Here is a 25,190-nt window from a genome sequence, read left to right on the forward strand (position 1 = left end):
CTGGCTCAGCCGATCTAACCCGATACCTGCCCATATATGTAGCCCAAACCGTTGTGCATCCAAAGTAAAATGGCGGCGACCGGCCCCCTGCGCCGACGGTCTGGGCAGCGCCGGCCCATTGCATGATGGCACGAATATCATCGCCGGGGAGGACTTTCATACCGTCACGGAGCCCCTATCTAGGACGAACCCCGCGTTTTGGAACCGGGCAGCGCCAACAACGTTCTCTTGTCCTGTCTGGAGAAAAACGTGACGAAACAAGCCTCCGCTACGGCCCCCGCCCCGCTTTCGTCACCGTCGGCCGATTTGGGCGGCCTTGCGCGGAATCTCGAAGACGCATTTCTCACCGTCCGCGACGAGACCGAGCGCCGGGCCTCGCCGCTGTCGCCGGAGGACCAGCAGATCCAGTCCATGCCGGATGCGAGCCCGACGAAATGGCACCGGGCGCACACCACCTGGTTCTGGGAGCAATTTCTGCTCGGCGGGCACTGTGCGGGTTACCGGCCCTTTCACCCTGACTTCGCCTTCCTGTTCAATTCCTATTACGTCAGCGCCGGTCCCCGCCATTCCCGCAATCATCGCGGCGACATCACCCGTCCCAGCGCCGATCAGGTCGGCGCCTACCGAAAATATGTCGACGCTGCAGTCGTAAAATTCTTCCGCGAGGCCGGCGAGGACAAGCTGCGCGAGATCGCACCGCTGGTCGAGGTCGGCCTCAACCACGAGCAGCAGCATCAGGAATTGATGTTCACCGACATCCTGCACGCCTTCGCGCAGAACCCGATCCCGCCGGCCTATGATCCGGACTGGTGCTTCCCGACCACGACGCCGGCCGGTGAGGATTGGCTGATGCTGAACGAAGGCATCCACACCGTCGGTCATGTCGACGACAGTTTTCATTTCGATAACGAAAAGCCGGCGCATCGCGCCCTCGTCGGCCCGGTCAAGGTCGCACGCAATCTCGTCACCAATGGCCAATGGCTCGCCTTCATGCGCGCCGGCGGCTATCGGACCGCAACGCTGTGGCTGATGGACGGTTTTGCGGCCGTCAACAACGAGGGCTGGGACGCTCCCGGCCATTGGCGCGAGATCGACGGCCAATGGCATGTGATGACGCTGGCCGGCCTCAAGCCGGTCGATCCCACCGCGCCGGTCTGCCACGTCAGCTATTACGAGGCCGATGCGTTTGCGCGCTGGGCCGGAAAACATCTGCCGACCGAGATGGAATGGGAAGTCGCGGCCCGCGCCGGCCAGCTCAACGATGCCTTCGGCATCGTCTGGCAGTGGACGCGATCGTCCTACTCACCCTACCCCGGCTATCGCGCTATCGAAGGCGCGCTCGGCGAGTACAACGGCAAGTTCATGGTCAACCAGCTGGTGCTGCGCGGCTCCTCGCTTGCAACCCCGGAGGGGCACAGCCGTATCACCTATCGCAACTTCTTCTATCCGCACCACCGCTGGCAGTTCACGGGATTGCGGCTCGCCGACTACGAATAACAATTATCCGACGACAACCGCGCGCCGGACAGCGCGTTCAGGAGAGTATCATGAATGTGCACGCCAGCGCTTTGGCTGAAGCCCATCTTCCCGACGCTCAGACCACTGCCTTCGCCCGCGAGGCCATCGGGGACCTCTCGCAGCAGCCGAAAAAGCTGTCGCCGAAATATTTCTATGATGCGGCCGGATCTGAACTGTTCGAGGCAATCACACGCCTGCCGGAATATTACCCGACGCGCACGGAGCTTGCGATCCTGAAAGAGCGCGGCAGCGAAATCGCGAAAATCATTCCGGAGCACGCGGCGCTGGTCGAGTTCGGCGCGGGCGCGACCACAAAAGTCCGCCTGCTGCTCAACCATTGCAAATTCGCGGCCTATGTGCCCGTCGACATCTCCGGCGACTTCCTGAAGGCGCAGGCGAACGGCCTGAAGCGGGATTTTCCGTCACTCGGCATCCACCCGGTGGCGGCCGACTTCACCACGCCGTTCGAGCTTCCCAAGGCGGTGGCATCCATGCCCAAGGTCGGCTTCTTCCCGGGCTCGACCATCGGCAATTTCGAGCCGCATGAAGCGCAGGCCTTCTTGAAGAGCGCGCGAGCTATTCTGGGCCGGGGCGCGCAGATGATCATCGGCGCCGATCTCGAGAAGGAAGAGCGCGTGCTTCACGACGCCTACAACGACGCCGCCGGTATCACCGCACGCTTTAACCTGAATGTTCTCGTCCGCATCAACCGCGAACTCGGCGGCAATTTCGATCTCTCCGCCTTCACCCATCGCGCGATTTACAATCGCGAGCGGCACCGCATCGAGATGCACCTGATCAGCAAGAAGAGCCAGACCGTGCGCCTGCTCGGTACCAGCTTCTCGTTCCGTGCGGGCGAGAGCATCCACACCGAGAACAGCTACAAATACAGCCTCGACCGCTTCGCCGCCCTGGCGCAAGGCGCGGGCTGGCAAGTGCGCGAGAGCTGGACGGATACGGCGAAGATGTTCTCGGTGCACGCGCTGGAGGCGGCGGAGTAAGCGTTCAGCGCATGCCGCCGGGCGGGCTGCTTGGCATTCTCCCCGCAGCCCGCGCCTCAATGCTCCTCTGCCTCCTCACGGCGTCGATCCCAGCGAAACCGATTCCCATACTGCCACGACGATCATGATCACCGTGGTCGCGACCGACAGCCAAAGCGGCGACAGTTCGGCAGCGAACCAGCTCAGCACCAGAAGCAGGATGATGCCGATGCCGTGCGAGAGCTGGAGGAAGCCGCGGATCGCGTGCTTGAACAGGACGGTGCCGACCAGGAACAGCAGCGGTCCGCCGATTGTGCTGACGATGGTCCTCAGGTCGGAATGGCCGGCCGGATGCTTCAACACCAGCTCGTCCGACACCGCAGTCAGGATGATGCCGGCGACGATCGGCATATGCAGATAGGTATAGGCGAGCCGCGCCAGCCGGCCGGATTCGGCGGATTTCGAGATACGTTCGGAGCCGGCCTCGGCGCCTTTGTGGAAATAGACCCACCACATCGCGATGGCCCCCACCAGCGCCGACACAAAGGCAAAGATGTTGTCCGCGGTCCAGTCCAGCTCGGCAAAGGTCGCACCATTGACGACGACAGCCTCGCCAAGCGCGATGATGACGAAGAGAGAGCAGCGCTCGGCCATGTGGCCGCCCTCGACAGCCCATGCCTCGACCGACGAGAAGCCCAGCTTCGGGACCCAGAAACGTACCGCTGGCGAGATGTATTCCCAGCTGACCGCCGCGATCCACAGCCATAGCCGCGTCTCTCCCTCGGAAAGGCCGCCTGCGATCCACAACACCGCGGAGATCGAGAGCCACGTCAGGATGCGGATCGCGTTGTGCCGGACCGCAGTTCGATGCCGCGGCGTTGCAAACATCCAGAACGCAGTACGTCCGACCTGCATCGTTGCGTAGGCGATCGCAAACCACAGGCCCCGCCCCTCGAAGGCGGTCGGGATCGTCGTCGACAGCACCAGCCCGCCCAGCATCATCAGGAAGAGCATGATCCGGACCGGCGTCAGCTCTGGATTGAGCCAGTTGGTGACCCAGGCGGTGTAGACCCACACCCACCACACCGCGAGAAACAGCACCGTGACATGCACCGCACCGAGCGGCGTGAAATGGTGCAGCAGCGTGTGCGAGACCTGCGTGATCGCGAAAACGAAGACGAGGTCGAAGAACAGCTCGGCATTGGTGACGCGGCTGTGCTGGTTCGGCAGGATGACGCGAAACATCGCGCCGCGAGGATTGTCCGCAACCATCGTCATCCCCCGTCACAGGATCAAATCAGGCCCCGGGCGCCCCAGGCACCCCGGTCTGCAGCGCCAACGCATGCAGCACGCCGCCCATCTGGCCGCGCAGGGACTGATAGACGATCTGGTGCTGCTGGACGCGGGACTTGCCGCGGAAGGATTCCGAGATCACGGTCGCGGCATAGTGGTCGCCGTCGCCGGCGAGGTCACGGATGGTCACCTCGGCATCGGGGATCGCCGCCTTGATCATCGCCTCGATATCGTGAGCGTCCATGGGCATTCGGGTCGTACTCCTTGTCGCGGCTGCAATCAGCCTTGTCGTCGAATCGCTGCCGGGGGTCCGGATCTGCAAAGCCAAACTTGCCAGCAGGGACAAACTTAGCGTGAACGGCCTTCTACGTCACGCCTTCCGGCACTATATCCCATCCTGATAAAGGCACGACAAAGTGCCACGCACGGCAGATTGATCGAAAAGGCGTGAAGTCATGAAGCTTCCAGGGCCCGACCACCCCATCACCATCACCCAGAACCCCCGGCGCGTCCGCGTTACGGCGGGCGATATCGTGATCGCCGAGACCAGCAAGGCGCTGATCTTGAAGGAGGCCAAATATCCGGCGGTGCAATATGTCCCGAGACAGGACGCCAATATGGCGCTGCTGGAGCGCACCGATCGCGTCACCCATTGCCCCTACAAGGGGGACGCGAGCTATTACAGCGTCAAGGCCAACGGCCAGACGCTCGACAACGCGATCTGGACCTACGAGACGCCCTTCCCCGCGATGACCGAGATTTCCGGTCACCTCGCCTTCTATCCGGACAAGGTGAAGATCGAGGAAGGTGGGGTAGCACCGACACGGGCCTCCCGTCAGGGCCGGGCTTGCCCCGGCCATCCACGTTCTTGGCTGCCGCGGATACAAAAGGACGTGGATGCCCGGGACGGGCCCGGGCACGACGACTGGGAATGCTGGAGCAGTCCCGCTACGCCCTGAAGATCGTGAGCCCCAGGATCAGCAGCACCAGGAAAATCACGACGAACACGTAGAACAGGAAGCGGGCGATGTCGGCGGAGGCGGCCGAGATGCCGGTGAAGCCGAGCACGCCGGCCACGATCGAGACAAGTAAGAAGATCAGCGCCCATTTCAGGATCGTCATCGCCAGCTCCGAAATTGTACCGCTTGTCGCGGTCCTCAAGCCCTCTTGGCGAACGCTAACTTCGTCGCAGGGAACTGGTTCCTAGCGGCGTCGGGACCTGCGGACGTCTCAAACGACCCTTGCTGAATCCGGTTCCCGACGGCAAAGTCCGGCCGGGACGGAAGCGCGACCGGGGCGGCCACGATGACGATGTCACATTCAGCGACGATCGGCGCAGACGTGCACGCCGCGCCGAGGAGCAAGGCGCGCAATCTGTCGCTCGATCGCGCCCGCACCTTCCTCACGCTGGTAGTGCTGCTGCACCACGCCGTCATTCCCTACACCTATTTCGGGCACACCGATCCGACCTCCTGGATCGGTTTCGACATCGTCGTGCTGGCCACCGACAGCTTCTTCATGGCGATGTTCTTCTTCCTGTCGGGACTGTTCACGTGGCCCGGCATCGCGCGTAAGGCGCCGTCGGTCTTTCTCCGCGATCGCCTGTTGCGGCTCGGGCTGCCGTTCGCGATCGCGGCCTTCACCGTCATCCCGCTCGCCTATTACGCTATCGCGCTGCGGCATGAGCCCGGGCTGAGCTTCACGGCGTTCTGGTGGAAGACGGTGACGGTTGGTCCGTGGCCGAGCGGGCCGATCTGGTTCGTGTGGGTGCTGCTGGCATTCGACCTGACCGCGAGCCTGCTCTACCGGGTCTCGGCCCATTTGGTCGATCCGGGCAACCGTATCTCGCTGCGCGGATTTGAGCAGCCGGCCGCATTCTGGCTGATGCTCGTGGTCGTCACCGCCCTTGTCTACGTGCCGTCGCTGCTCTATTTCGGCGGCAGCAAATGGTTCGAGCTCGGGCCGTTCTCGGTACAGGCGAGCCGCATCCTGCTCTACTTCGCCTATTTCTTCATCGGCGTCAGCGTTGGTGCGGCGAACTTCGATCGCGGCATCCTCAGCGCCGACGGCCAGTTGCCGAAACAGCGCTGGCTATGGGTGTTCGCGACGCTGATCCCGTACTGCCTGATGTGGGGCATGATCTACATCAAGCGTGAAGTTTTGGGGAATCCCGACCCGCAGCCGCACTGGTACCAGGCGATCTACAGCACGTTCTTCGTGCTGTTCTCAGGCTCGATCCTGCTCGCGATCCTCGCCTTCTTCCTGCACCAGAAGGCGCCCGGGCCGAACCTGCTCGACCGCATGCAGGCGGATGCCTACGGCATGTTCCTGGTGCACTATCCGATTGCGCTGTGGATTCAGTACGCGCTGTATGACTACTCGCTGCCGGCGATCGTGAAGGCCGCGATCGGCTTCGTGCTCACGGTGATCCTGAGCTGGGCACTGACGGCGGGCTTACGTAAGATTCCAGGGGCGTCGCACGTGTTGTGAGACCAAGGCCTCTCCGCTCGTCATTGCGAGGAGCCCTTGCGACGAAGCAATCCAGACTGCCTCCTCGGTGAGACTCTGGATTGCTTCGCTACGCTCGCAATGACGGAATGTGCGGCAGCCCCTCAGGCCGCCTTCCCGCCCATATACTCCGGCAGCCAGCATTCGAACGAGGTCCGCAGCGCCTCGATCGTAACCGGCGCTTCGCCTGCGATCGCGACGGCGTCACCACCGGTGGTGCCGATCCGCACGCAGGGCACCTCGCAACCGCGCATCTTGGCGAGCACCCGGCCGGCTTCCGTTTCCGGCACGGTGACGAGATAGCGCGCCTGGTCCTCGCCGAACCAATAGGCCTGCGGCACCAGCGCGGTCGGCGCCGCGAGCAGTTCTGCGCCGATGCCGCTCGCCATCGCCATCTCGGCGAGCGCGATCAGAAGACCGCCGTCGGAGAGATCGTGCACGGCGGTCGCGGTGCCCGCATGGATCATGCCACGCACGCAGTCGCCGTTGCGCTTCTCGGCGGCGAGGTCGACCGGCGGTGGTGCGCCCTCCTCGCGACCGCAGATGTCGCGGAGATACACCGACTGGCCGAGCCAGCCATGGTTCTCGCCGATCAAGAGGATCGCCTCGCCTTCGGCCTTGAAGGCGAGCGAGGCTGACTTGGTGAAATCATCCAGCAGGCCGACGCCGCCGATCGAGGGCGTCGGCAGGATCGCGCGGCCGTTGGTCTCGTTGTAGAGCGAGACATTGCCGGAGACGACCGGGAAGTCGAGCGTGCGGCAGGCTTCCGAGATGCCCTTCAGGCAGCCGACGAACTGGCCCATGATCTCGGGCCTTTCAGGATTGCCGAAATTGAGATTGTCGGTGATCGCGAGCGGCTTGCCGCCGACGGCGGTGATGTTGCGCCAGGCTTCAGCCACCGCCTGCATGCCGCCTTGATAGGGATCGGCCTCGCAATAGCGCGGCGTCACGTCGACGGTCAGCGCCAAGCCCTTCGGGCCGTCCTGCACGCGCACCACGGCGGCATCGCCGCCAGGACGCTGCATGGTGTTGCCGAGAATGACGTGGTCGTACTGCTCCCAGACCCAGCGTTTGCTGCACAGCTCGGGCGTGCCGATCAGCTTTTCCAGCGCAGCGCCGAGACCCATCGGCGACGGCACCTCGCGCGCGTGCACGACCGGCAGCGCGGTCGAGGGGACATGCGGACGGTCATAGAGCGGCGCCTCGTCGCCGAGCTCCTTGATCGGCAAATCGGCCATGACGTCGCCGCCGTGCTTGACCACAAAGCGCTTGCTGGGCGTGGTGTAGCCGACCACGGCGAAATCGAGACCCCACTTTTTGAAGATCGCCTCAGCTTCCTTCTCTTTCTCGGGCTTGAGCACCATGAGCATGCGCTCCTGGCTCTCCGAGAGCATCATCTCGTAGGCGCTCATGCCGGTCTCGCGCGTCGGCACAGCGTCGAGATCAAGGTCGACGCCGAGGTCGCCCTTGGCACCCATCTCGACCGCCGAGCAGGTCAGGCCAGCCGCACCCATGTCCTGGATCGCGATGACGCAGCCACTCTCCATGATCTCGAGGCAGGCCTCTAACAGCAGCTTCTCGGCGAAGGGATCGCCGACCTGCACCGTCGGGCGCTTCTCCTCGGACTTGTCGTCGAACTCGGCCGAGGCCATCGAGGCGCCGTGGATGCCGTCGCGGCCGGTCTTGGAGCCGAGATAGACGATCGGCATGTTCACGCCGGAGGCGGCTGCATAGAAGATCTTGTCGGTATCGGCGAGGCCCACCGCCATCGCGTTGACGAGAATGTTGCCGTCATAGCGGGTATGGAAGCGGACCTGGCCGCCGACCGTCGGCACGCCGAAGGAATTGCCATAGCCGCCGACCCCGGCGACGACGCCGGAGACGAGATGCCGGGTTCTGGCATGTTCGGGCGCGCCAAAACTCAGTGCGTTGAGGCAGGCGATCGGACGCGCGCCCATCGTGAAGACGTCGCGCAAGATGCCGCCGACACCGGTGGTCGCGCCCTGGTAAGGCTCGATGTAGCTCGGGTGGTTGTGGCTCTCCATCTTGAAGACCACGGCCTGGCCGTCGCCAATGTCGATCACGCCGGCGTTCTCGCCGGGACCCTGGATCACCCAGGGCGCCTTGGTCGGCAGACCCTTCAGATGAAGGCGCGAGGATTTGTACGAGCAGTGCTCGTTCCACATCGCCGAGAAGATGCCGAGCTCGGTGAAGGTCGGCTCCCGCCCAATCAGCTTCAGGATGCGCTCGTACTCGTCGGGCTTGAGCCCGTGGGCGGCAATCAGCTCGGGGGTGATCTTGGGTTCGTTCTTCATGGAGTTTGGGCTTTCGGCAGCAGTTGGCCGTTCTTAGGAACATCGGGCGGCTTGGAAAAGCCCTTTATGGCGCATTTTCCCGCTGTCCCACGTTTTGCGGCCGTGGGCTGCGGGAACAGGAATTGCACAGCGCGGACAGATCGGATTTAAGGGCAAAAGACCCGCAATTGAAGGCCCATTTCCTTGCATGAATTGACCAAAGCGCCCCCGCCCCGCCGCCCCGACCTCCACATCGCCACTGATGGGGAATTCGAGGGCTGGCGAACCTGGATTCGCGACAGTTTTGAGAGCCACATCGGCCCGTTCTGGCACAAGATCGAGGACGACGGCAGCGTCCGCTCGGCGTTCCGAGTCGAGAAAAAGCACCTCAACGGCTCCGGAAACGTCCATGGCGGCTGCTTCATGGCGTTTTCCGACTATTGCCTGTTCGCGATCGCCACCCACGAACTGGATGGGCCGGCCGTGACCACCAATTTCGCCTGCGACTTCCTCGACGCTGCACGCGAGGGCGAACTGATCGAATGCGTCGGCGAAGTCTCACGCGCCGGCGGCTCGCTGATATTCCTGCGCGGCAAGCTGACATCAGGCGGGCGGCCCCTCTTCACCTTCTCCGGCACGATCAAGCGGGTGAAGCGGAAGCCGGCACCGCAGCCAAACGCATAGCTCGCCGCCTTCCCTTTTGGTGCCCCCTCGCCCAGACTTGTGTCCAGCGCTGTCGCGCGGGGAGCAACATCAAGGTGCCGCAGAGCACATCGCCGACAGGTCGCGCCACGGCCTCGCAATTGCCGTCCATGCCCGCCGCCGGCGCGCGCAACTCGCGTGACTATGCGCTGCTGGTCGCGCTGGCCTGCTGCTGGAGCTCCACCTATCCGCTGGCCAAGCTCGCGCTGGACACGATCCCGCCTGTTACCTTCATCTCGGCACGCTCGCTGATCGCGGCCGCCTTCCTGTTCGCGATCCTGTGGATGCGCGGCGTCAGGATCCCGACTGACGCCAAGGCCTGGAAGCTGTTCGCGACCCAGCAATTGATCAACTCGACCTTCCCGTTCCTGATCATCACCTGGGCGCAGCAATATGTGCCGGCGTCGAACACGGTGGTGCTGGCCTCGACCACGCCGATCTTCGCCTTCCTGATCACGTCGCTGATCACGCGGCACGAGCCGGCAACGCTGTTGAAGCTCGCAGGCGCGATCCTCGGCCTTGCCGGTACAATCGTCATCGTCGGCCTGGATGCGCTGCGCGGCTTCGGTAGCGAGATCGTGGCGGAGATCGCGATCCTCCTCGCCACCATCTCCTTTGCCTGCGCCACGATCTTCGGCCTGCGGCTCTCCGAATACGACCCGATGGTGGTGGCGGCCGGCTCGCTGCTGTTCGGCGGTCTCCTGCTGCTGCCACCTTCGTTGATCATCGACCAGCCCTGGACGCTGCACCCGACGCCGACGGCAATCACAGCCACCATCGTCATGGGCATCGTCTCCAGCGCCTTGGGGCTGATGCTGTTCTACATGTGCCTGGGACGGCTCGGCACGCTGACGACGAACGCACAAGGCTATTTGCGCATTCCGATCGGTGTTGGCCTGTCCGTGCTGCTGCTGGGCGAGAGCGTGCCGTCGAATTTGGCGCTGGGCCTGCTGCTGGTGATGGCGGGTGTTGCCGCCATGACGTTGCCGGCGGAACGGCTGAAGCTGCGGTAGCTATTACTTGGCGTCTACTTGGCGTCGTCAGCCAGTATCTTCCGATACTTCTCGACGTCGCGCGTCACCAGCTGCTGAAGCAGCTCCGGCGCATGTTCGTTGTCATCGGGGGCAACGGTCGAGAGGTCGGCAAAGCGCTTCTTCACCGCGTCGGTCTCCACCGCCGTGCGCGCGGCGGCGTTCAGCCTGGCGATCACGGCGGGCGGGGTGCCCTTGGGCGCGAACAGACCGTTCCAGCCCTGCGCCTCGAATTCAGGCAGGCCGGCTTCGGCTGATGTCGGCAGATCGGGCAGCGTGGCAAGCCGCACGGTCGAGCCGACCACGAGGCCCCGCACCAGCTTCTCGTTGACCGATTGCGAGACGGAGGCCGCCGCATCGCAGACGCCGTCGATCTGGCCGCCGATCGCATCCGTGAGCGCAGGCGCGGCGCCGCGATAGCCGACCAGCGTCGGGTCGATCCCGGCGGCTGTGACGAAGCTTTTGCAAATGAGGTAGTTCGACGAACCGACACCGGCGTGGCCGAGATTGATCTTGCCGGGGTTGGCCTTGGCGTAGGCGATGAACTCCTTGAGGTCCTTTGCCGGAAAATCCTTGCGCACGGCGATGATGCCGAACGTCTTCGCCACCATGGCGATCGGCACGAAGGAGTCCGGTGTGAACGGGAGTTTTGGATAGATCGTATACGTCGCGGCGTTGGTGCCGGCATTGCCGATCGCAACGGTGTAGCCGTCAGGCTCGGCGCGGGAGGCGCGCGCCAGTGCGGTCGAGCCGCCGGCGCCGGCGACGTTCTCGATCACGATGGTCTGGCCGAGCGCGATGCCCATCTGCTCGGCGACCGTGCGCGCGATCACGTCGGAAGTGCCGCCGGCCGCGAACGGCACGATCATGGTGACGGGACGCTTGGGGAAATCCTGCGCGAACGCGACGGTCGCGAACGCAACGACGGCGACAGCGGCCGACAGCCGCTTCAGCACGAACGCAATCACGCGGCCTTTTCCAGATGCGCGGTGAGGCCTGCGAACAGGCCGCGGCCGTCGGTGCAACCCATGATGTCTTCGACGTGGTTTTCCGGATGCGGCATCATGCCGAGCACGTTACCCTTGTCGTTGACGATGCCGGCGATGGATTGCGCGGCGCCATTGATGTTGCTGATATCGTCGATCGCGCCGTCGGCGGAGCAATAGCGGTACAGCACGCGACCCTCGCCTTCGAGCCGCTTGATGGTCTCTGCGTCTGCCGCATAATTGCCCTCGCCATGCGCGATGGGCACGCGGATCACCTGCCCTGCATTGTAGCCACGCGTGAACGGCGTGTCGGAGCGCTCGACGCGCAGATGCACGTCGTGGCAGATGAATTTCAGCCGTGCATTGCGCATCAACACGCCAGGCAAGAGGCCGGACTCGCAGAGGATCTGAAAACCGTTGCAGACGCCGAGCACGAGGCCGCCCTTGGCCGCATAGTCGCGCACAGCGTCCATCACCGGCGCCCGCGCCGCAATCGCGCCACAGCGTAAGTAATCGCCATAGGAGAAGCCGCCGGGTACCACCACGAGATCGGTGCCATGAGGCAGCGACGTCTCGGCGTGCCACACCATCGCCGGCTCATGGCCCGAGATCAGCTTCAGCGCGCGCGCCATGTCGCGCTCGCGGTTGATTCCGGGAAACACGAGGATGGCGGCTTTCATGGCGGAGGTTCCGAACGAGATTGGAATGGGCTGGCACGGCGGCCAAATCGCCAGCAGACATAACCATTTGACGGGGATTTTACCAGTGCTAGCCTTGCCAGCGAGCGTTGTGCACAGGCCATAGCCCGCCATTCGGCTGATCGACTTGCCCGGGATTGAAGCCATGAATGTCCCGTCGCTGCCCGCATCCCTCTCCGAGCCGGTGTCCGCCGAGGGTGTCGTCGCCGCCGGCGCATATGTCGACGGTCGGCGCGTCGCCAATATCGCCATCAGCGAAGCTTCGAGCTGGCGGGCAAAACCCGGCCACGTGGTCTGGATCGGGCTGCACGAGCCCGACATGGCGCTGCTCAGCGCGGTGCAGAAGCAGTTCGATTTGCACGAGCTCGCGATCGAGGACGCCAACAACGCGCACCAACGGCCGAAGATCGAGCAATATGGCGAGGCCCTGTTCATCGTGGCGCGGACGGCGCAACTGATCGAAGGCCGGATCGCCTTCGGCGAGACGCACATCTTCGTCGGCGAAGGCTATCTGGTCTCGGTGCGCCACGGCGCCTCGACGTCCTACACGCCGGTGCGCGAACGCTGCGAGAGCTGCCCGCGGGCGCTCGCGCGCGGCGAGGACTACATCCTCTACGCCATCCTCGATTTCATCGTCGACAACTACTCGCCCGTGCTCGAGAGCATTCACGAAGAGGTCGAGAGCATAGAGGACGACGTACTCTCCCAGCCGATCAGCAAGGCCCAGATCGAGCGGCTCTACATGCTGCGCCGCGACCTGCTGCGGCTCAGGACTGCGATCGGCCCCCTGGTCGAGGTCTGTCGCAGGCTGGAGCATGACGAACTGGCGATGGTGCGCGCGACGATGCAGCCGCTGTTCCGCGACGTCACCGACCACGTCAGGAACATTCAGGAGCGGATCGATTCGATGCGCGAGGTGCTGGCCTTCGCCTTCGAAGCAAGCTTGCTGGTCGGCCAGGCCCAGGAGACGGCGGTCTCCAAGAAGCTCGCCTCCTGGCTCGCCATCATCGCGATCCCGACCGCGCTCGCCGGCATCTACGGCATGAACTTCAAGCACATGCCGGAGCTGGACTGGGAGTACGGCTATTAACACGCTGCTCGGCGTGATGCTGACGGCGTGCGGCGCGCTGTACTGGCGCTTTCGCAGGGTCGGATGGCTGTGAGCCATCCCGTTCACCCGATCAGCTCCACCCGATAATTCTCGATCACGGTGTTCGCGAGCAGCTTGTCGGCGGCGTCCTTCAACGCCGCCTCGGCCTTGGCCTTGTCGGCGCCGGCGAGTTCGATGTCGAACACCTTGCCCTGCCGGACGCTGGCGACGCCGTCGACGCCGAGCGACTTCAGCGCGCCTTCGATGGCCTTGCCTTGCGGATCGAGGATGCCCGTCTTCAAGGTAACGGTGACACGTGCCTTCACGTCGAAAACCCCTTAGCTCTTCACCAGCACCGGGCCGGAGCCCTGCGGACGCTCGTTCTCCATGAGGATGCCGAGACGCTTTGCGACTTCGGTATAGGCCTCGAGCAGCCCGCCGAGATCCCTGCGGAAACGATCCTTGTCGAGCTTCTCGTTCGACTTGATGTCCCACAGACGGGCAGGAGTCCGGGGAGATCTCGTCGGCGACGATGATCCGCATCATCTCGTTCTCGAACAGCCGGCCGCACTCCATCTTGAAGTCGACGAGGCGGATGCCGATGCCGAGGAAGAGACCGGTGAGGAAATCGTTGACACGAATGGCGAGCGCCATGATGTCGTCGATCTCCTGCGGGGTCGCCCAGCCGAAGGCGGTGATGTGCTCTTCCGACACCATGGGGTCGTTGAGCTGGTCGTTCTTGTAGTAGAATTCGATGATCGAGCGGGGCAGCTGCGTGCCTTCCTCGATGCCAAGGCGCTGCGACAGCGAGCCGGCGGCGACGTTCCGCACCACCACTTCCAGCGGCACGATCTCGACCTCGCGAATCAACTGCTCGCGCATGTTGAGGCGGCGGATGAAGTGGGTCGGCACCCCGATGTCGTTGAGGTGCTGAAACAGGTACTCCGAGATCCGGTTGTTGAGGACACCCTTGCCCTCGATCACCTGATGCTTTTTCGCGTTGAACGCGGTGGCGTCGTCCTTGAAGTGCTGGATCAGGGTACCGGGCTCCGGGCCTTCATACAGAACCTTTGCCTTGCCTTCATAAATGCGACGCCGACGGCTCATGGGGATGTACCGTGTTTTGTTGAAATCCATGTATTTGGTGTGCTCCGGTTACTAGGGATTACGACCCACAGCGGAGCGGCTGTGAATGGCCTGGAACCGATCTGCAACCCTTGGAAACAGAACGGGAACCGGACCTTCAGGCAACCTATCCGATTGGCTGTCCCAGCACAATCGATCCGGCTCATCCGATGCCAACTTATACCGCCTTGCCTGCGGCTTAACGGCTCGTTGTTTTGCCGATTCGTGCCCCCTATCTAGGCATGCGAAGGGGCCGTCGCAACGAGGGCGCCGGGTCCAGTCAGCAGGGAATTGGAAAAGGCATGAGCACGTTCGACAAGCGCCAGGAAGGTTTCGAGAAGAAATTCGCCCTCGACGAGGAGCAGAAATTCAAGGCGGAGGCCCGCCGCAACCGGCTGCTCGGCCTGTGGGCGGCCGAGCAGCTCGGCATCACCGGCGACGCGGCGACGGCCTATGCCAAGGACGTGGTCGCGGCCGATTTCGAGGAAGCCGGCGACGCCGACGTCCTGCGCAAGGTCGCGGCCGATTTCGCCGCCAAGAACGTGTCCGTCACCGAGCAGGCGATTCGCGCCAAGATGAACGAGCTGATCGCGGTGGCGGCGGCCGAGGTGAAGGCGGGGAAATAGCGCCCGCTCCTACGCGTCAGGCCGGCGTGCGGAATTTTTGCGCGCCGGCCGTTTTATTCCCCGACTTCGCGAAGCGCCATAGCCGCCTCGAATGGCGTCCAGCAGACGTTGCGCGGCCAGGCTCAGAAAGCCGTCGCGCCGGGTGACGATCGCCACGTTGTGGCTGGCAGAGAGATCACCGACCGCAATCGTCGACATCGCGCCCGAGCCGAGTTCTTCTGCGACATGACTTTGCGCGAGCAGCGCCAGGCCGAACCCTGACTCCACCAGCCGCTTCTGGGCGGTCAGGCTGTCGACCGCGGTCCACACCACGTCACCCAGGCCCTGCGTCAAAAACAACGCGAAGATATGCGCGGCCGCGACCTCGGGTCGGCCCTGTATCTCGGGAAAGGCGATCCAGCGCTCGCTCGCGAGCTGAGCCAACCGCTTCACCCGGCGTCCGGCGAGCGGATGGTCGGGGGCGCAGACGACCTGGAGCTTCTCGGACAGGATCGGCTCGCAGTCGAGATCGCGCGAACGGTCGAGGTTGTAGCGCAGGCCAATCGTCGCCTCGCCACGGCGGACGAGCGCGCTGACCTCGGCGCTGGTCGCCGTGCGCAAGGTGAGCGCGACACCCCGATGAGCCCTCGCAAATCCCTTCATGATCCCTGACAGGCGGCTGTCGGCAAACGTCCCGGTCACAGCCAGCGAAACCGGTCCCGATGTCTGCTTGGTCAGCGCGCGGACGGCTTGCTCGGCATCCTGTGCGGGCCGCAACGGCCCGCTCCGCATAGGGGATCAGAACACGCCCCGCATCGCTGAGAAGCGTGCGCCCCGCCACACGTTCGAACAGCGGCACACCGAGCTCCTGCTCCAGCAGCGCAATGCGGCGGGAGATCGCCGGCTGCGACCGGTGCAGGAATCTTGCGGCATTCGAGATTCCGCCACGGCGATGAACCGCAAGGAAAGTGTTGAGCGCATCGCTGTCCATGAGGTCATCCCATGCAAAAAACTGATGATATAGAGAGAAATAACAAATTTGGTGGATGTCGTGAAGTCGCCTATGGCTGCACCGAACCGACCATCCCGCGCGGAGTAAAGAGACATGGCTACTCAAAAAGACATGGCGACCCATTTGGAGAAGGCGAAAGCGTTTCAGGACCTGCACACCCGGTCGGGCGCCTTCATCATTCCCAACCCATGGGATGCCGGCACCGCGAAGCTGCTTGCCGCGATGGGTTTCGAGGCGCTCGCAACCACCAGCCTTGGGTTGGCCAACACGCTCGGGAGTTCGACCGTCAGCCTGGATGCCATCCTCGACAATTGCCGCGCGATCGCCGAAGCTACGCCACTACCCGTCAGCGTGGACCTCGAAAACTGCGGCGCGCATGAGCCGCGGCGCGCGGCGGACGCGATCCGGCGCGCCGCCGAAGCTGGCGCGGTCGGCGGCTCGATCGAGGACTCGACGGGAGACCGGAGCCGGCCGATCTACGATTTCGCACGCGCCGTCGAGCGTGTGCAGGCCGCGGTGGAGGCGGCCCGCTCCCTGCCCATTCCGTTCACACTGACGGCCAGAGCCGAAAATCTTCTGCACGGCCGCAACGATCTCGACGACACGATCAAGCGCCTCCAGGCGTTCGAGGCCGCCGGCGCCGACGTGCTCTACGCGCCCGGCGTGCACGATCTCGCGACCATCAAGACGGTGGTTTCGTCGATTGGAAAACCGTTCAATCTCGTGATGGGCTTTGCCGATCCGACCCTGACGCTCGCGCAGCTGTCGGAAGCCGGCGTCAAGCGCATCAGCGTCGGCGGCGCGATGTCGCGATTTGCGCTCGCGGCATTCCTGACGAGCGCACGCGAGATGAAGGAGCACGGCTCCTTCACTTATGTTCGCGAGATGGCGCCGATCAAGGAATTGCGCGACGCGTTCGCCGCGGTCAGCCTTCCTTGAAGCCATACTCCGGCACGTTGCCGCTGGCGCCGTAATATTTGTACGGCAGGAATTTGCCGCTCATGGTGAACTTGACGCGGTCGCCCTTCGGGTTGGCGACGCGCTCGATCGCCATGTCGAAGTCGATCGCTGACATGATGCCGTCGCCGAACTCCTCCTCGATCAGCGCCTTCCACGCGGGGCCGTTGACCATCACCATCTCGTAGAAGCGGTAGATCAGGGGATCGGTCGGCGGCATCGGCGTGCCGGTGCCCCGCATCGGCACCTCGTTGAGCATCGCGGTCTCGGCCTTCGACAGGCCGAACAGCTCGCCGGCGTTGCGCGGCCTGCGGTTTTGTCAATTTCATCTGACCGAGGATCGCGCCGACGATCAGCACCTCCGCATAGCCGCCGACCTGGCCGCAGATGTATTTCCAGCTCCAGCCCTTCTCGCGCTTGATGTCGAGCAGCTTCTCGGTGAGGTCTTCGCGTTTCATGTCAGGATCTCCCTTCGCTAAGCACTGTGTACGTCGTTTCGTGCCGCTTAGGAGGCACGAAACGTGCCAATAAATGAGGCTTAAGGCTTCACCGCCTCGACCTCCCCTCAAGCGGCAAAGCCTCCGCAAATCGCTTGATCGCATCGAGCACGGGCTGCTGATCGCCGGCAAAGAACCAATGATCATGGCCGTCGAGCTCAAGGAATTCCGCACCACGGATCCGGCTCGCCACATCGCGGCCGGCCGCGATCCGTACGGCCTTGTCGTCCCGACGATGCAGCACCAGCGTCGGCACCGCAATCTGCGCCAGAAGATGTCGCACGTCGGCGTCGCGAAACGCCTCGAGCACCGCCGAGATGCCGCCGGGACTGGACGCCGCGCGCAGCAGCCCCGCCCACCAGGCCCGCGCCTTGGGATCGCCGGCAAGGCTCGGCGCGAAGGTTTCGATCCCCACCGGGCCGCCCCATTGCGCGATGAGGTGCTTGCTCCAGGCATCGTACTGGCTGGCGCGCAACGCGTGCGGATAGTCCTGTGACCAGCAACCCTTGGCCAATGCGCCGAACAGAATGAGCCCGGCCACGAGACGCGGCTCATCGACCGCAAATTTGATGCAGGCCGGCCCGCATTCGGACGCGCCGAACAGCACGACATGGCGCGCATCCACCGCCCGCAGCACGGTACCGATATCCTCCGCGGTGAGGTCGATGCCAGGCGCCGATCCGACCCGGTCGGACAGCCCGATGCCGCGGCGATCGAATACGATCAGCCGCCCCAGCTTCATCAATGAGTCCAGAAACGTCCGGCTCGCGGGATGCTCCCAGGCGCGTTCCACATGCGACACGAAGCCGGGCATGACCAGGATATCGAGCGGGCCGCTTCCGTAGGTCTGATACGCCAGATGCACGCCGGCACCCTTGACGTAGCGCGTCGTCGGAACGGCGGCGAGCGACGACGCCGCGCCGGGGTCCATGAGCGCCTCGGTCTCGGCTTCAGGCGCGACGCCAAGCTCGTCGCGCAGCCGCTGCGTCAGTGCCGCGTGATGCCGTTCTGCCGCGCTTCGGTCGCCGGCCAGCAAAAGGCTGCGCACCAGATGCCGGCCGTACACCTCGCTCAACGGATCGAGCTCGACCAGACGTCCCGCGTGCACCGTGGCGGCAAAATGGTCGCCGGCGGCATTCCTGTCCTGCACGAGGCGCTCCAGCGCGTGCACGAGCCGTCCCCGCAGCGCCTCGCGGCGAAAAAACGCCCAATCGTCGAATTCAGGGCAATCGTCCGGAGCGAAGCCCGCGAGGAAGTCACCCCGATACATCTGGCAGGCCTGCTCGAAGGCGCCGCGATCGCACGCACTCTCGAACTGCTGCGTGTCGACCTTCAGCGCGACTGCCGGGGACCATCGCACGCTGGTGCGGTCGGTCTCGAAAACCGGCTGGCCGAGCGTGAGCTCGATGCGATGAAGCAGGCGCCGCAGCCGCGCGAGGCCCGTCTCGCGGGGAGTTTCGGGCCACAGCAGCGTGGCGATCACGTCTCGCGCGACCGCGCCCTTGGCCTCCGCGAGATAGATCAGCAGCGCAAGTCCCTTGCGCAGGTTCAGCTTGATCGGGCGGTCGTCAGCGTGGATCTCCGGGAACCCGAACGTCCCGAGCGAGACAGCCGTCATGGAAGTCCTCTCTCCCCGGTCGGCGTCCCCGGGGGACGCGCAGGGGACGGTCCGCCGTTACGAGTCGGACAAGATCGAGCCAGGCCGCCAGCGAGCGCACCAACCTCCTGCATGCGGCACCGCTGTATCAGGCACAATAGGAAAAAACATGTTCGCGCGCCTCGCAATCCTGCTCTACGCCATCGTCAGCTATGGCGTATTCACCCTTTCATTTCTCTACGCGCTCGGTTTCGTCGGCAATTATGTCGTGCCGAAGTCGATTGATGTCGGCAGTCACACGAATTTGAGCGAGGCCATTGTCGTCAACCTGCTGCTGCTGGGCCTGTTTGCCATCCAGCACAGTGCCATGGCGCGTCCATCCTTCAAACGATGGATGACAAAACTCCTTCCCGCGGCCTGCCAGCGCAGCACCTACGTTCTGCTCTCCAGCCTGATCCTGCTGCTGCTGTTCTGGCAATGGCGTCCGATCCCGACACCGATCTGGCAGATTGACGGACTTGCCGCCTGGTTGCTGATCGGCCTGCACTGGCTCGGCTGGGTGATCGTGTTTGCCTCGACCTACATGATCGATCATTTCGATCTGTTCGGCCTGCGCCAGGCTATCTTCGCGCTCCGCGGGGCGGAGATGCCAGGTCAATCGTTCAGGACGCCGCTGCTCTACAAGATCGTGCGGCATCCGCTCATGCCGGGCTTTCTGCTCGCGTTCTGGGCCACGCCTGAGATGACCGCCGGTCATTTGCTGTTCGCGCTAGGGAATACAGTCTACATCCTGGTCGGGTTGCAGTTCGAGGAGCGGGATCTGATCGCCGAGTTCGGCGCGACTTATCAAGAGTATCGCCGCCGCGTTCCCATGTTGGTGCCGCGTCCTTTCGCTCGTCGCCGGACGGAAGATCGTCGGCCTGCTGGAGCTCCGCGATGAACGCGCTGTTTCCTTTCCCCCGAATGTCCGTGGATGCCGCCACATTCGCCGACACGCTCGATGGGCTCGACGTCGGCCTATATCTCGTCGACGCGCACGCGCGGCTCGTTCACGCCAATACGGCCGGCCAAGCCATCCTCGATGCGCGCGACATCCTGCTTGAGATCCGCGGGCGTCTCGTGGCCAGCGATCCAGCGGTCAACCAGACTTTGCAACATTTTTTCACGGTGGCCGGGCAAGGAAACGCCATCCTGGGCACCAGCGGAGTGCCGATGCTCGGGAGGGATGGGCAACGTCATGTCGCCCACGCTTTGCCGTTGACTTCCGGTACGCGCCGAAGTGCGGGCGTAGCGTACAGCGCCGTGGCGGCCTTGTTCGTTCGCAAGACGGCGCTGACGATACCGCCGCGTTCCGAATTGATCGCCAAGGCATTCAAATTGACGCCGACCGAGTTGCGCGTGCTGCTCGCGATCGTCGAGCTCGGCAGCGTTCCCGAAGTCGCTGCAGCGCTCGGCGTTGCCGGCACGACGGTCAAGACGCATGTCCGCCATTTGTTTGAAAAGACCGGTGCAGCGCGACAGGCCGATTTCGTCAAGCTCGTGGCGGGATATGCGACGCTGTTGAGAGAACCTGCCGAATATAGGCAATCCGCTGGAGCGATACGATGAGAGCAGTTCTATGCAGCTCGTTCACCGGACCAGGCGATTTGCGCCTCGGCGAGATCGACGAGCCGAAGCCGGCCGCCGACGAAATTCTCATCGACGTCCACGCGGCCTCGGTCAGTTTCATGGACCAGTTGCTGGTCTCGGGCCTCTACCAGATGCGTCCGCCGACGCCCTTCGTGCCCGGCACGGAAGCATCCGGCGTCGTCGTCGCGGTCGGCGACAAGGTTACGACATTCGTGCCCGGCGATCGTGTGGCATGCAGCGCCTGGACCGGCGGCTACGCCGAACGGATGACAGCGAAGGACTCGAAGAGCGTGCTTCTGCCTGACGGCGTCGCGTTCGAAGTCGCGGCGACCGTCCTGCACAATTACGGCACGGCCTATTATGCGCTGGTCGAGCCGGCACGGGCGCAACGCGGCGAAACCGTTTTCATTACTGGCGCGGCCGGTGGAGTTGGGCTTGCCGCCGTCGACCTCGGCCGCCATCTGGGCTTGCGCGTCGTCGCCGGTATCGGCTCCGACGACAAGGCCGCCCTGGTGCGAAGCTACGGCGCCGGCGAAATCGTCAACTATCGCAGCGAAGATCTGCGCGACCGGATCAAGTCGATCACATCAGGAGAAGGCATCGACATCGGCTTCGACAATATTGGCGGTGCGATCTTCGAGCAGATGGCCCGGCTGATGAAATGGGGCGGACGGCTGATGCCGATCGGCTTCACCAGCGGCGAGATTCCACAGCTCCCGATGAACTTGCCGCTGCTGAAGAACTATTCCATCCTCGGTGTCTTCGTCGGCGCCTGGGCGGAGAAATTTTCCGCCGATGCCGCGCGCATGAACGCCACGCTGATGCAATTGCTGGCCGAGCGAAAAATCCGTCCGCACATCGATCGCGTCCTCCCTTTGGAGGAGGCCGGAGAAGCCATGCGTGCCGTGGCCAACCGAACGGTTCAGGGACGAATCGTTCTCAAGATCAGGTAAAGTGCACCGGGAAGAGAAAGACCGATGACACCGATCATCATCGACAAACGCTATTGCGGCCCGCCAAACTCCGGGAATGGCGGCTATGTCTGCGGCCGTCTGGCCCGCCACATTCCCGGCGGCGCGGAAGTGACGTTGCGGGCACCGCCTCCGCTGGAAAAGCCGCTCGATGCGATCGCGACGGACGACGGCACATGGGAGCTTCGCGATGACGGCAACATCGTCGCGACCGGGCGACCGGCAAATGTCGAGCTTGCGCGTCTGGAAAAAGCCAGCTTCGAGGAAGCCTGCGCCGCAGAATTGCTGACCCCGGTCAAACCGAACGAGCATCCCCTGCCGACCTGCTTCGTCTGCGGTCCCGCAAGGGCGAAGGGAGATGGTTTGCGCATCTTCGCCGGATCGCTCGCGCGTCCCTCGCAGAGCGCCGTTCTCGCAGCGAGCTGGACACCGGATCCAAATCTGGCAGCCGATGACGGCCTGATCGCGCCCGAATTTCTCTGGTCGGCGCTCGATTGCCCCACCGGCTTTGCCTGCAACTGCGATCAGCAGAGCGGCGTCTTCGACAAGACACCGCTCCTGCTGGGACGGATGTCAGCGCGGATCGAAGCCCGCCCGCGTCCGGGAGAGCACTGCATCATCACAGCCTGGCCTACAGGCCGCGACGGCCGCAAACGAACAGCCGAGGCGGCCGCGCATGATAAAGCCGGGAGGTTGCTGGCGGTGGCGAGGGCGACTTGGATTGCGGTCGAGCGCGAAGTGCAGCTCGGCCGGGGGTGATAAAAGCTCGATCTCGTAGGGTAGGCAAAGGCGCGTAGCGCCGTGCCCACCATTCTGTCTCAGCTTTGTTGCGCGACATGGTGGGCACGCTTGGCTTTGCCCGCCCTACGAGACCTATGCGCTTTGCTCGATCATCCCCTGCAATCTCACCAGCTCCGCCTCCAGATCGCGCTCGACATCCGCCGCCCGCATCTCGATCACACGATAATCCCGCGCCTCCAGCCATGACCGCCGCGAAGCCCGATCAGCGGCGATCGTCTCGCCCTCGCCTGGGTTCACCAGTTCGATCGCGATCCGGTGCGGGAACGAGACGAAATCAGGGATGTGCCGGCCGACCGGGGTCTGGCGCTTAAACGCTCCTGCGAAGCGGCGATCGCGGGTCAGGGCCTGCCAGAGCAGGCGCTCCGCATCGGTCGGGTTGCGACGGAGCAGACGCGCAAGGCCGCGCACCGTCGAGCCGCTGTCGGAAACACCGCCGCCCTGCCCGTGCTCGGCCAGAAGGGCGCGCAGCCGCGTGGCCTGCTCGCCGTCGAGCACGCCGCCCTTGGCCGGGCCCTTGCGGCCCTCGGCGATCGCCATCACCACCCCGTGCAGGGTGTGCATGTCCTGCTTGGTCGGCTCCATCCGGCTGAAGATGTTGCGCAGGTTCACCAGCATGGTGTCGCGCTTCTCGGCCGGGCGCAAAAACTCGACCCGGTCGAGCTCGCGGATCAGGTTGTCGAAGAAGGCCTGCATCTGGTGCTGCGAGGCGCGCTCGGAGCGTTCCGGCATGCTGTGCGGCAGCTCGCCCGAGGTCGCACGCTTGAACCATTCGTAGCCCACCAGCAGCACCGCCTGGGCGAGGTTGAGCGAGGCAAAGCCCGGATTGACCGGAAAGGTGATGATGCGGTTGGAGAGCCCGACCTCCTCATTGGTCAGGCCCCAGCGCTCCCGGCCGAACAGGATGCCGGCCTTGCCGCCCGTGGCGACGTGGCCTGAGATCTCCGCCGCGGCGGCCTCCGGCCCGACCACGGGCTTGGCCTGGTCGTGCGGCCGGGCGGTGGTGGCGAACAAGAGGTCGAGATCAGCGACAGCCTCGCCGACCGTGTCGAACAATTCGACCTTTTCCAGGATGTGATCGGCGCCGGCGGCGGCGCGCTGGGCGGCAATGTTGGGCCAGCCGTCGCGGGGGTTGACGATGCGCAAGGCGCCGAGCGCAAAATTGCCCATGGCGCGCGCGGCCATGCCGATGTTTTCGCCTAACTGCGGCTCGACCAGGATCACGATGGGACCGTCGAGGGAAAGGCCGGCCTTGCTCTTGTCAGTCCCCGACATCTCGTCTCGCTTTCACGCTGGTTCTCAAGGCCTTGTGGGAGCCGCCTCAGGAATTGATTCAGGCCGACCCGGCCGGCTGCCCCCTGCGCCTGTCGTTTGCCTGTCCTGACAGAATTCTCAAGGGAAATAACGGGTTGGATTCGACTTTTAAATCTCGCCTGAAACTTCACCCCGGCCCCCGCGGCAGGGCCGCTTTCCGCCCCCCATCTGCGGAGGCTGGATGAGCTAAAAGTGCATAATCCCTTGGCTTTCGCCGGCCGCGTCCCGGTGCTAAGAGGCGGCGGATATTCCCGTGGCGCACCAAAAGCGCCGTTCCCAAGAGGCTTCCCCGAACATGGCAAAAATCAAGGTGTCCAACCCCGTCGTCGAACTCGATGGCGACGAGATGACCCGGATCATCTGGCAGTACATCAAGGACAAGCTGATCAACCCGTTCCTGGATGTCGAGCTGCAGTATTTCGACTTGGGGATGGAGTACCGCGACCAGACCAACGATCAAGTGACCATCGACGCCGCCGAGGCGATCAAGAAGGTCGGCGTCGGTGTCAAGTGCGCCACCATCACCCCGGACGAGGCCCGGGTGAAGGAGTTCAACCTCAAGCAGATGTGGAAGTCGCCGAACGGCACCATCCGCAACATTCTCGGCGGCTGCATCTTCCGCGAGCCGATCATCTGCAAGAACGTGCCGCGCCTCGTTCCCGGCTGGAGCAAGCCGATCATCATCGGCCGCCACGCCTATGGCGACCAGTACCGCGCCACCGACATCAAGTTCCCGGGCAAGGGCACGCTGTCGATGAAGTTCGTCGGCGAGGACGGCACCGTCATCGAGAGGGAAGTGTTCAAGACGCCCGGCGCCGGTGTCGCCATGCAGATGTACAATCTCGACGATTCCATCATCGACTTCGCCCGCGCCTCGCTGAACTACGGCCTGCTGCGCAACTACCCGGTCTATCTCTCGACCAAGAACACCATCCTCAAGGTCTATGACGGCCGCTTCAAGGACATCTTCCAGGACATCTACGACCGCGAATTCAAGAAGGAATTCGAGGCCAAGGGCCTGACCTACGAGCACCGCCTGATCGACGACATGGTGGCCTCGGCCCTGAAGTGGTCCGGCGGCTATGTCTGGGCCTGCAAGAACTACGACGGCGACGTGCAGTCCGACACGGTCGCGCAGGGCTACGGCTCGCTCGGCCTGATGACCTCGGTCCTGCTCACCCCCGACGGCAAGACCGTGGAAGCCGAAGCCGCCCACGGCACGGTGACCCGCCACTACCGCGAGCACCAGAAAGGCAAGGAGACCTCGACCAACTCGATCGCGTCGATCTTCGCCTGGACCCGTGGCCTCGCCCACCGCGCCAAGCTCGACAACAATGCCGAGCTCGCCAAGTTCGCGAACACCCTGGAGAAGGTCTGCGTCGACACCGTCGAGGACGGCTACATGACCAAGGACCTCGCGCTCCTGGTCGGCGCCGACCAGCGCTGGCTCTCGACCACCGGCTTTCTCGACAAGGTCGCCGAGAACCTCGAAAAGGCGATGGCGTAAGCCGTCCGCGATTTCGCCCGACTGGGCCGGACATCTCACGGGTCGCGCCAAAGCGCGGCCCGTTGTTTTTTGAGACCC

General features: G+C 64.0%; 21 protein-coding genes and 6 pseudogenes. 14 read left to right on the forward strand and 13 right to left on the reverse strand.

Going from position 1 to position 25,190, the window contains the following annotated elements; all coding sequences use genetic code 11:
• Positions 1–198: 198 nt before the first annotated feature.
• Positions 199–1,497, forward strand: a complete 1,299-nt coding sequence (gene egtB / locus ACVWYI_RS27300) for an ergothioneine biosynthesis protein EgtB (protein ID WP_456663670.1) — start codon at positions 199–201, stop codon at positions 1,495–1,497.
• Positions 1,498–1,547: 50 nt separating this feature from the next.
• Positions 1,548–2,519, forward strand: a complete 972-nt coding sequence (gene egtD / locus ACVWYI_RS27305) for an L-histidine N(alpha)-methyltransferase (protein WP_456663671.1) — start codon at positions 1,548–1,550, stop codon at positions 2,517–2,519.
• A gap of 56 nt (positions 2,520–2,575) precedes the next feature.
• Here the strand turns inward: egtD and ACVWYI_RS27310 are convergent.
• Both ACVWYI_RS27310 and ACVWYI_RS27315 read right to left on the reverse strand, forming a co-directional pair.
• Positions 2,576–3,770: pseudogene (locus tag ACVWYI_RS27310) on the reverse strand (low temperature requirement protein A).
• 25 nt (positions 3,771–3,795) lie between these two features.
• Positions 3,796–4,041 carry a BolA family protein gene (locus ACVWYI_RS27315; RefSeq protein WP_212487351.1) on the reverse strand — a complete coding sequence of 82 codons (246 nt, stop codon included), beginning with the start codon at positions 4,039–4,041 and terminating at the stop codon, positions 3,796–3,798.
• Between the two features lie 205 nt (positions 4,042–4,246).
• Here ACVWYI_RS27315 and ACVWYI_RS27320 point away from each other — a divergent pair.
• Positions 4,247–4,603: pseudogene (locus ACVWYI_RS27320) on the forward strand (DUF427 domain-containing protein); the annotation flags it as partial.
• Between the two features lie 136 nt (positions 4,604–4,739).
• Here ACVWYI_RS27320 and ACVWYI_RS27325 read toward each other — a convergent pair.
• Positions 4,740–4,913, reverse strand: a complete 174-nt coding sequence (locus ACVWYI_RS27325) for a DUF1328 domain-containing protein (protein ID WP_007612121.1) — start codon at positions 4,911–4,913, stop codon at positions 4,740–4,742.
• Positions 4,914–5,102: 189 nt separating this feature from the next.
• Here ACVWYI_RS27325 and ACVWYI_RS27330 point away from each other — a divergent pair, with 189 nt between their 5' ends.
• Entirely contained in the window at positions 5,103–6,281 is a 1,179-nt protein-coding gene (locus ACVWYI_RS27330) for an acyltransferase family protein (protein ID WP_456663672.1), read from the forward strand.
• Between the two features lie 122 nt (positions 6,282–6,403).
• On the opposite strand, the gene purL is transcribed toward ACVWYI_RS27330, so the two are convergent.
• Entirely contained in the window at positions 6,404–8,614 is a 2,211-nt protein-coding gene (gene purL / locus ACVWYI_RS27335; protein ID WP_456663673.1) for a phosphoribosylformylglycinamidine synthase subunit PurL, read from the reverse strand.
• Positions 8,615–8,797: 183 nt separating this feature from the next.
• On the opposite strand from purL, the gene ACVWYI_RS27340 reads away from it, so the two are divergent.
• Together ACVWYI_RS27340 and ACVWYI_RS27345 are read left to right on the forward strand one after the other, a co-directional pair.
• Positions 8,798–9,277 (forward strand): PaaI family thioesterase, encoded by a 480-nt coding sequence (locus tag ACVWYI_RS27340; protein WP_456649330.1) that lies wholly within the window; start codon positions 8,798–8,800, stop codon positions 9,275–9,277.
• A gap of 74 nt (positions 9,278–9,351) precedes the next feature.
• Entirely contained in the window at positions 9,352–10,308 is a 957-nt protein-coding gene (locus tag ACVWYI_RS27345) for a DMT family transporter (RefSeq protein ID WP_456663674.1), read from the forward strand.
• A gap of 14 nt (positions 10,309–10,322) precedes the next feature.
• Here the strand turns inward: ACVWYI_RS27345 and ACVWYI_RS27350 are convergent, their stop codons facing one another.
• Positions 10,323–11,294: a tripartite tricarboxylate transporter substrate binding protein BugD gene (locus ACVWYI_RS27350; RefSeq protein ID WP_456663675.1), complete on the reverse strand. Its 972-nt coding sequence runs from the start codon at positions 11,292–11,294 to the stop codon at positions 10,323–10,325.
• The gene (purQ, locus tag ACVWYI_RS27355; RefSeq protein ID WP_247444459.1) at positions 11,291–11,992 is read right to left on the reverse strand and encodes a phosphoribosylformylglycinamidine synthase subunit PurQ; all 702 of its coding nucleotides are present in this window, start codon (positions 11,990–11,992) and stop codon (positions 11,291–11,293) included. Before purQ ends, ACVWYI_RS27350 begins: the two co-directional genes overlap by 4 nt.
• Positions 11,993–12,155: 163 nt before the next feature.
• On the opposite strand from purQ, the pseudogene ACVWYI_RS27360 reads away from it, so the two are divergent.
• A pseudogene (locus ACVWYI_RS27360) lies at positions 12,156–13,173 on the forward strand (magnesium and cobalt transport protein CorA).
• Between the two features lie 10 nt (positions 13,174–13,183).
• Here ACVWYI_RS27360 and purS read toward each other — a convergent pair.
• Together purS and purC are read right to left on the reverse strand one after the other, a co-directional pair.
• Entirely contained in the window at positions 13,184–13,426 is a 243-nt protein-coding gene (purS, locus tag ACVWYI_RS27365; RefSeq protein ID WP_007602264.1) for a phosphoribosylformylglycinamidine synthase subunit PurS, read from the reverse strand.
• Between the two features lie 12 nt (positions 13,427–13,438).
• Positions 13,439–14,207: pseudogene (purC, locus tag ACVWYI_RS27370) on the reverse strand (phosphoribosylaminoimidazolesuccinocarboxamide synthase).
• Positions 14,208–14,527: 320 nt separating this feature from the next.
• On the opposite strand from purC, the gene ACVWYI_RS27375 reads away from it, so the two are divergent.
• Positions 14,528–14,851 carry a DUF1476 domain-containing protein gene (locus ACVWYI_RS27375; protein ID WP_247339149.1) on the forward strand — a complete coding sequence of 108 codons (324 nt, stop codon included), beginning with the start codon at positions 14,528–14,530 and terminating at the stop codon, positions 14,849–14,851.
• Between the two features lie 9 nt (positions 14,852–14,860).
• Here ACVWYI_RS27375 and ACVWYI_RS27380 read toward each other — a convergent pair whose 3' ends face one another.
• The gene (locus ACVWYI_RS27380; protein ID WP_456663676.1) at positions 14,861–15,622 is read right to left on the reverse strand and encodes a substrate-binding domain-containing protein; all 762 of its coding nucleotides are present in this window, start codon (positions 15,620–15,622) and stop codon (positions 14,861–14,863) included.
• A gap of 73 nt (positions 15,623–15,695) precedes the next feature.
• Positions 15,696–15,965: pseudogene (locus ACVWYI_RS27385) on the reverse strand (LysR family transcriptional regulator); the annotation flags it as partial.
• Between ACVWYI_RS27385 and ACVWYI_RS27390 the strand changes: the two are divergent.
• Positions 15,954–16,781 carry an isocitrate lyase/PEP mutase family protein gene (locus ACVWYI_RS27390; protein ID WP_456664580.1) on the forward strand — a complete coding sequence of 276 codons (828 nt, stop codon included), beginning with the start codon at positions 15,954–15,956 and terminating at the stop codon, positions 16,779–16,781. The pseudogene ACVWYI_RS27385 and the gene ACVWYI_RS27390 sit on opposite strands and share 12 nt — an antisense overlap.
• On the opposite strand, the pseudogene cynS reads toward ACVWYI_RS27390, so the two are convergent.
• Positions 16,768–17,257: pseudogene (gene cynS / locus ACVWYI_RS27395) on the reverse strand (cyanase). The gene ACVWYI_RS27390 and the pseudogene cynS overlap by 14 nt on opposite strands.
• A gap of 88 nt (positions 17,258–17,345) precedes the next feature.
• Entirely contained in the window at positions 17,346–18,914 is a 1,569-nt protein-coding gene (locus ACVWYI_RS27400; RefSeq protein ID WP_456663677.1) for an alpha/beta fold hydrolase, read from the reverse strand.
• Between the two features lie 148 nt (positions 18,915–19,062).
• Between ACVWYI_RS27400 and mddA the strand changes: the two genes are divergently transcribed.
• Genes mddA through ACVWYI_RS27420 form a run of 4 tightly spaced genes read left to right on the forward strand, consistent with a single transcriptional unit; the run spans position 19,063 to position 22,252 of the window.
• Complete coding sequence (gene mddA, locus ACVWYI_RS27405; protein WP_456663678.1) at positions 19,063–19,833, forward strand: methanethiol S-methyltransferase; 771 nt, start codon at positions 19,063–19,065, stop codon at positions 19,831–19,833.
• Positions 19,830–20,501, forward strand: a complete 672-nt coding sequence (locus ACVWYI_RS27410) for a helix-turn-helix transcriptional regulator (RefSeq protein ID WP_456663679.1) — start codon at positions 19,830–19,832, stop codon at positions 20,499–20,501. Before mddA ends, ACVWYI_RS27410 begins: the two co-directional genes overlap by 4 nt.
• The gene (locus tag ACVWYI_RS27415; RefSeq protein WP_456663680.1) at positions 20,498–21,475 is read left to right on the forward strand and encodes an NADPH:quinone oxidoreductase family protein; all 978 of its coding nucleotides are present in this window, start codon (positions 20,498–20,500) and stop codon (positions 21,473–21,475) included. Before ACVWYI_RS27410 ends, ACVWYI_RS27415 begins: the two co-directional genes overlap by 4 nt.
• A gap of 24 nt (positions 21,476–21,499) precedes the next feature.
• A complete protein-coding gene (locus ACVWYI_RS27420; RefSeq protein WP_456663681.1) occupies positions 21,500–22,252 on the forward strand; it encodes a PaaI family thioesterase in 753 nt (250 codons plus the stop codon).
• Between the two features lie 114 nt (positions 22,253–22,366).
• Here the strand turns inward: ACVWYI_RS27420 and ACVWYI_RS27425 are convergent, their stop codons facing one another.
• A complete protein-coding gene (locus ACVWYI_RS27425; RefSeq protein WP_456663682.1) occupies positions 22,367–23,566 on the reverse strand; it encodes a TrmJ/YjtD family RNA methyltransferase in 1,200 nt (399 codons plus the stop codon).
• A gap of 334 nt (positions 23,567–23,900) precedes the next feature.
• Here ACVWYI_RS27425 and ACVWYI_RS27430 point away from each other — a divergent pair, with 334 nt between their 5' ends.
• Positions 23,901–25,112 carry an NADP-dependent isocitrate dehydrogenase gene (locus tag ACVWYI_RS27430; protein WP_247444450.1) on the forward strand — a complete coding sequence of 404 codons (1,212 nt, stop codon included), beginning with the start codon at positions 23,901–23,903 and terminating at the stop codon, positions 25,110–25,112.
• Positions 25,113–25,190 lie beyond the last annotated feature (78 nt).

The sequence above is a fragment of the Bradyrhizobium sp. LB13.1 genome (assembly GCF_054056815.1).

Coding starts and splice junctions, on each gene's coding strand:
- ACVWYI_RS27415 (WP_456663680.1), top strand. CDS start 20,498: ATGAGAGCAGTTCTATGCAGCTCGTTCACCGGACCAGGCGATTTGCGC.
- egtD (WP_456663671.1), top strand. CDS start 1,548: ATGAATGTGCACGCCAGCGCTTTGGCTGAAGCCCATCTTCCCGACGCT.
- ACVWYI_RS27390 (WP_456664580.1), top strand. CDS start 15,954: ATGGCGACCCATTTGGAGAAGGCGAAAGCGTTTCAGGACCTGCACACC.
- ACVWYI_RS27315 (WP_212487351.1), bottom strand. CDS start 4,041: ATGCCCATGGACGCTCACGATATCGAGGCGATGATCAAGGCGGCGATC.
- ACVWYI_RS27410 (WP_456663679.1), top strand. CDS start 19,830: ATGAACGCGCTGTTTCCTTTCCCCCGAATGTCCGTGGATGCCGCCACA.
- ACVWYI_RS27380 (WP_456663676.1), bottom strand. CDS start 15,622: ATGCGGAGCGGGCCGTTGCGGCCCGCACAGGATGCCGAGCAAGCCGTC.
- ACVWYI_RS27375 (WP_247339149.1), top strand. CDS start 14,528: ATGAGCACGTTCGACAAGCGCCAGGAAGGTTTCGAGAAGAAATTCGCC.
- ACVWYI_RS27330 (WP_456663672.1), top strand. CDS start 5,103: ATGTCACATTCAGCGACGATCGGCGCAGACGTGCACGCCGCGCCGAGG.
- mddA (WP_456663678.1), top strand. CDS start 19,063: ATGTTCGCGCGCCTCGCAATCCTGCTCTACGCCATCGTCAGCTATGGC.
- ACVWYI_RS27425 (WP_456663682.1), bottom strand. CDS start 23,566: ATGTCGGGGACTGACAAGAGCAAGGCCGGCCTTTCCCTCGACGGTCCC.
- ACVWYI_RS27430 (WP_247444450.1), top strand. CDS start 23,901: ATGGCAAAAATCAAGGTGTCCAACCCCGTCGTCGAACTCGATGGCGAC.
- purQ (WP_247444459.1), bottom strand. CDS start 11,992: ATGAAAGCCGCCATCCTCGTGTTTCCCGGAATCAACCGCGAGCGCGAC.
- ACVWYI_RS27400 (WP_456663677.1), bottom strand. CDS start 18,914: ATGACGGCTGTCTCGCTCGGGACGTTCGGGTTCCCGGAGATCCACGCT.
- ACVWYI_RS27420 (WP_456663681.1), top strand. CDS start 21,500: ATGACACCGATCATCATCGACAAACGCTATTGCGGCCCGCCAAACTCC.
- ACVWYI_RS27325 (WP_007612121.1), bottom strand. CDS start 4,913: ATGACGATCCTGAAATGGGCGCTGATCTTCTTACTTGTCTCGATCGTG.
- purL (WP_456663673.1), bottom strand. CDS start 8,614: ATGAAGAACGAACCCAAGATCACCCCCGAGCTGATTGCCGCCCACGGG.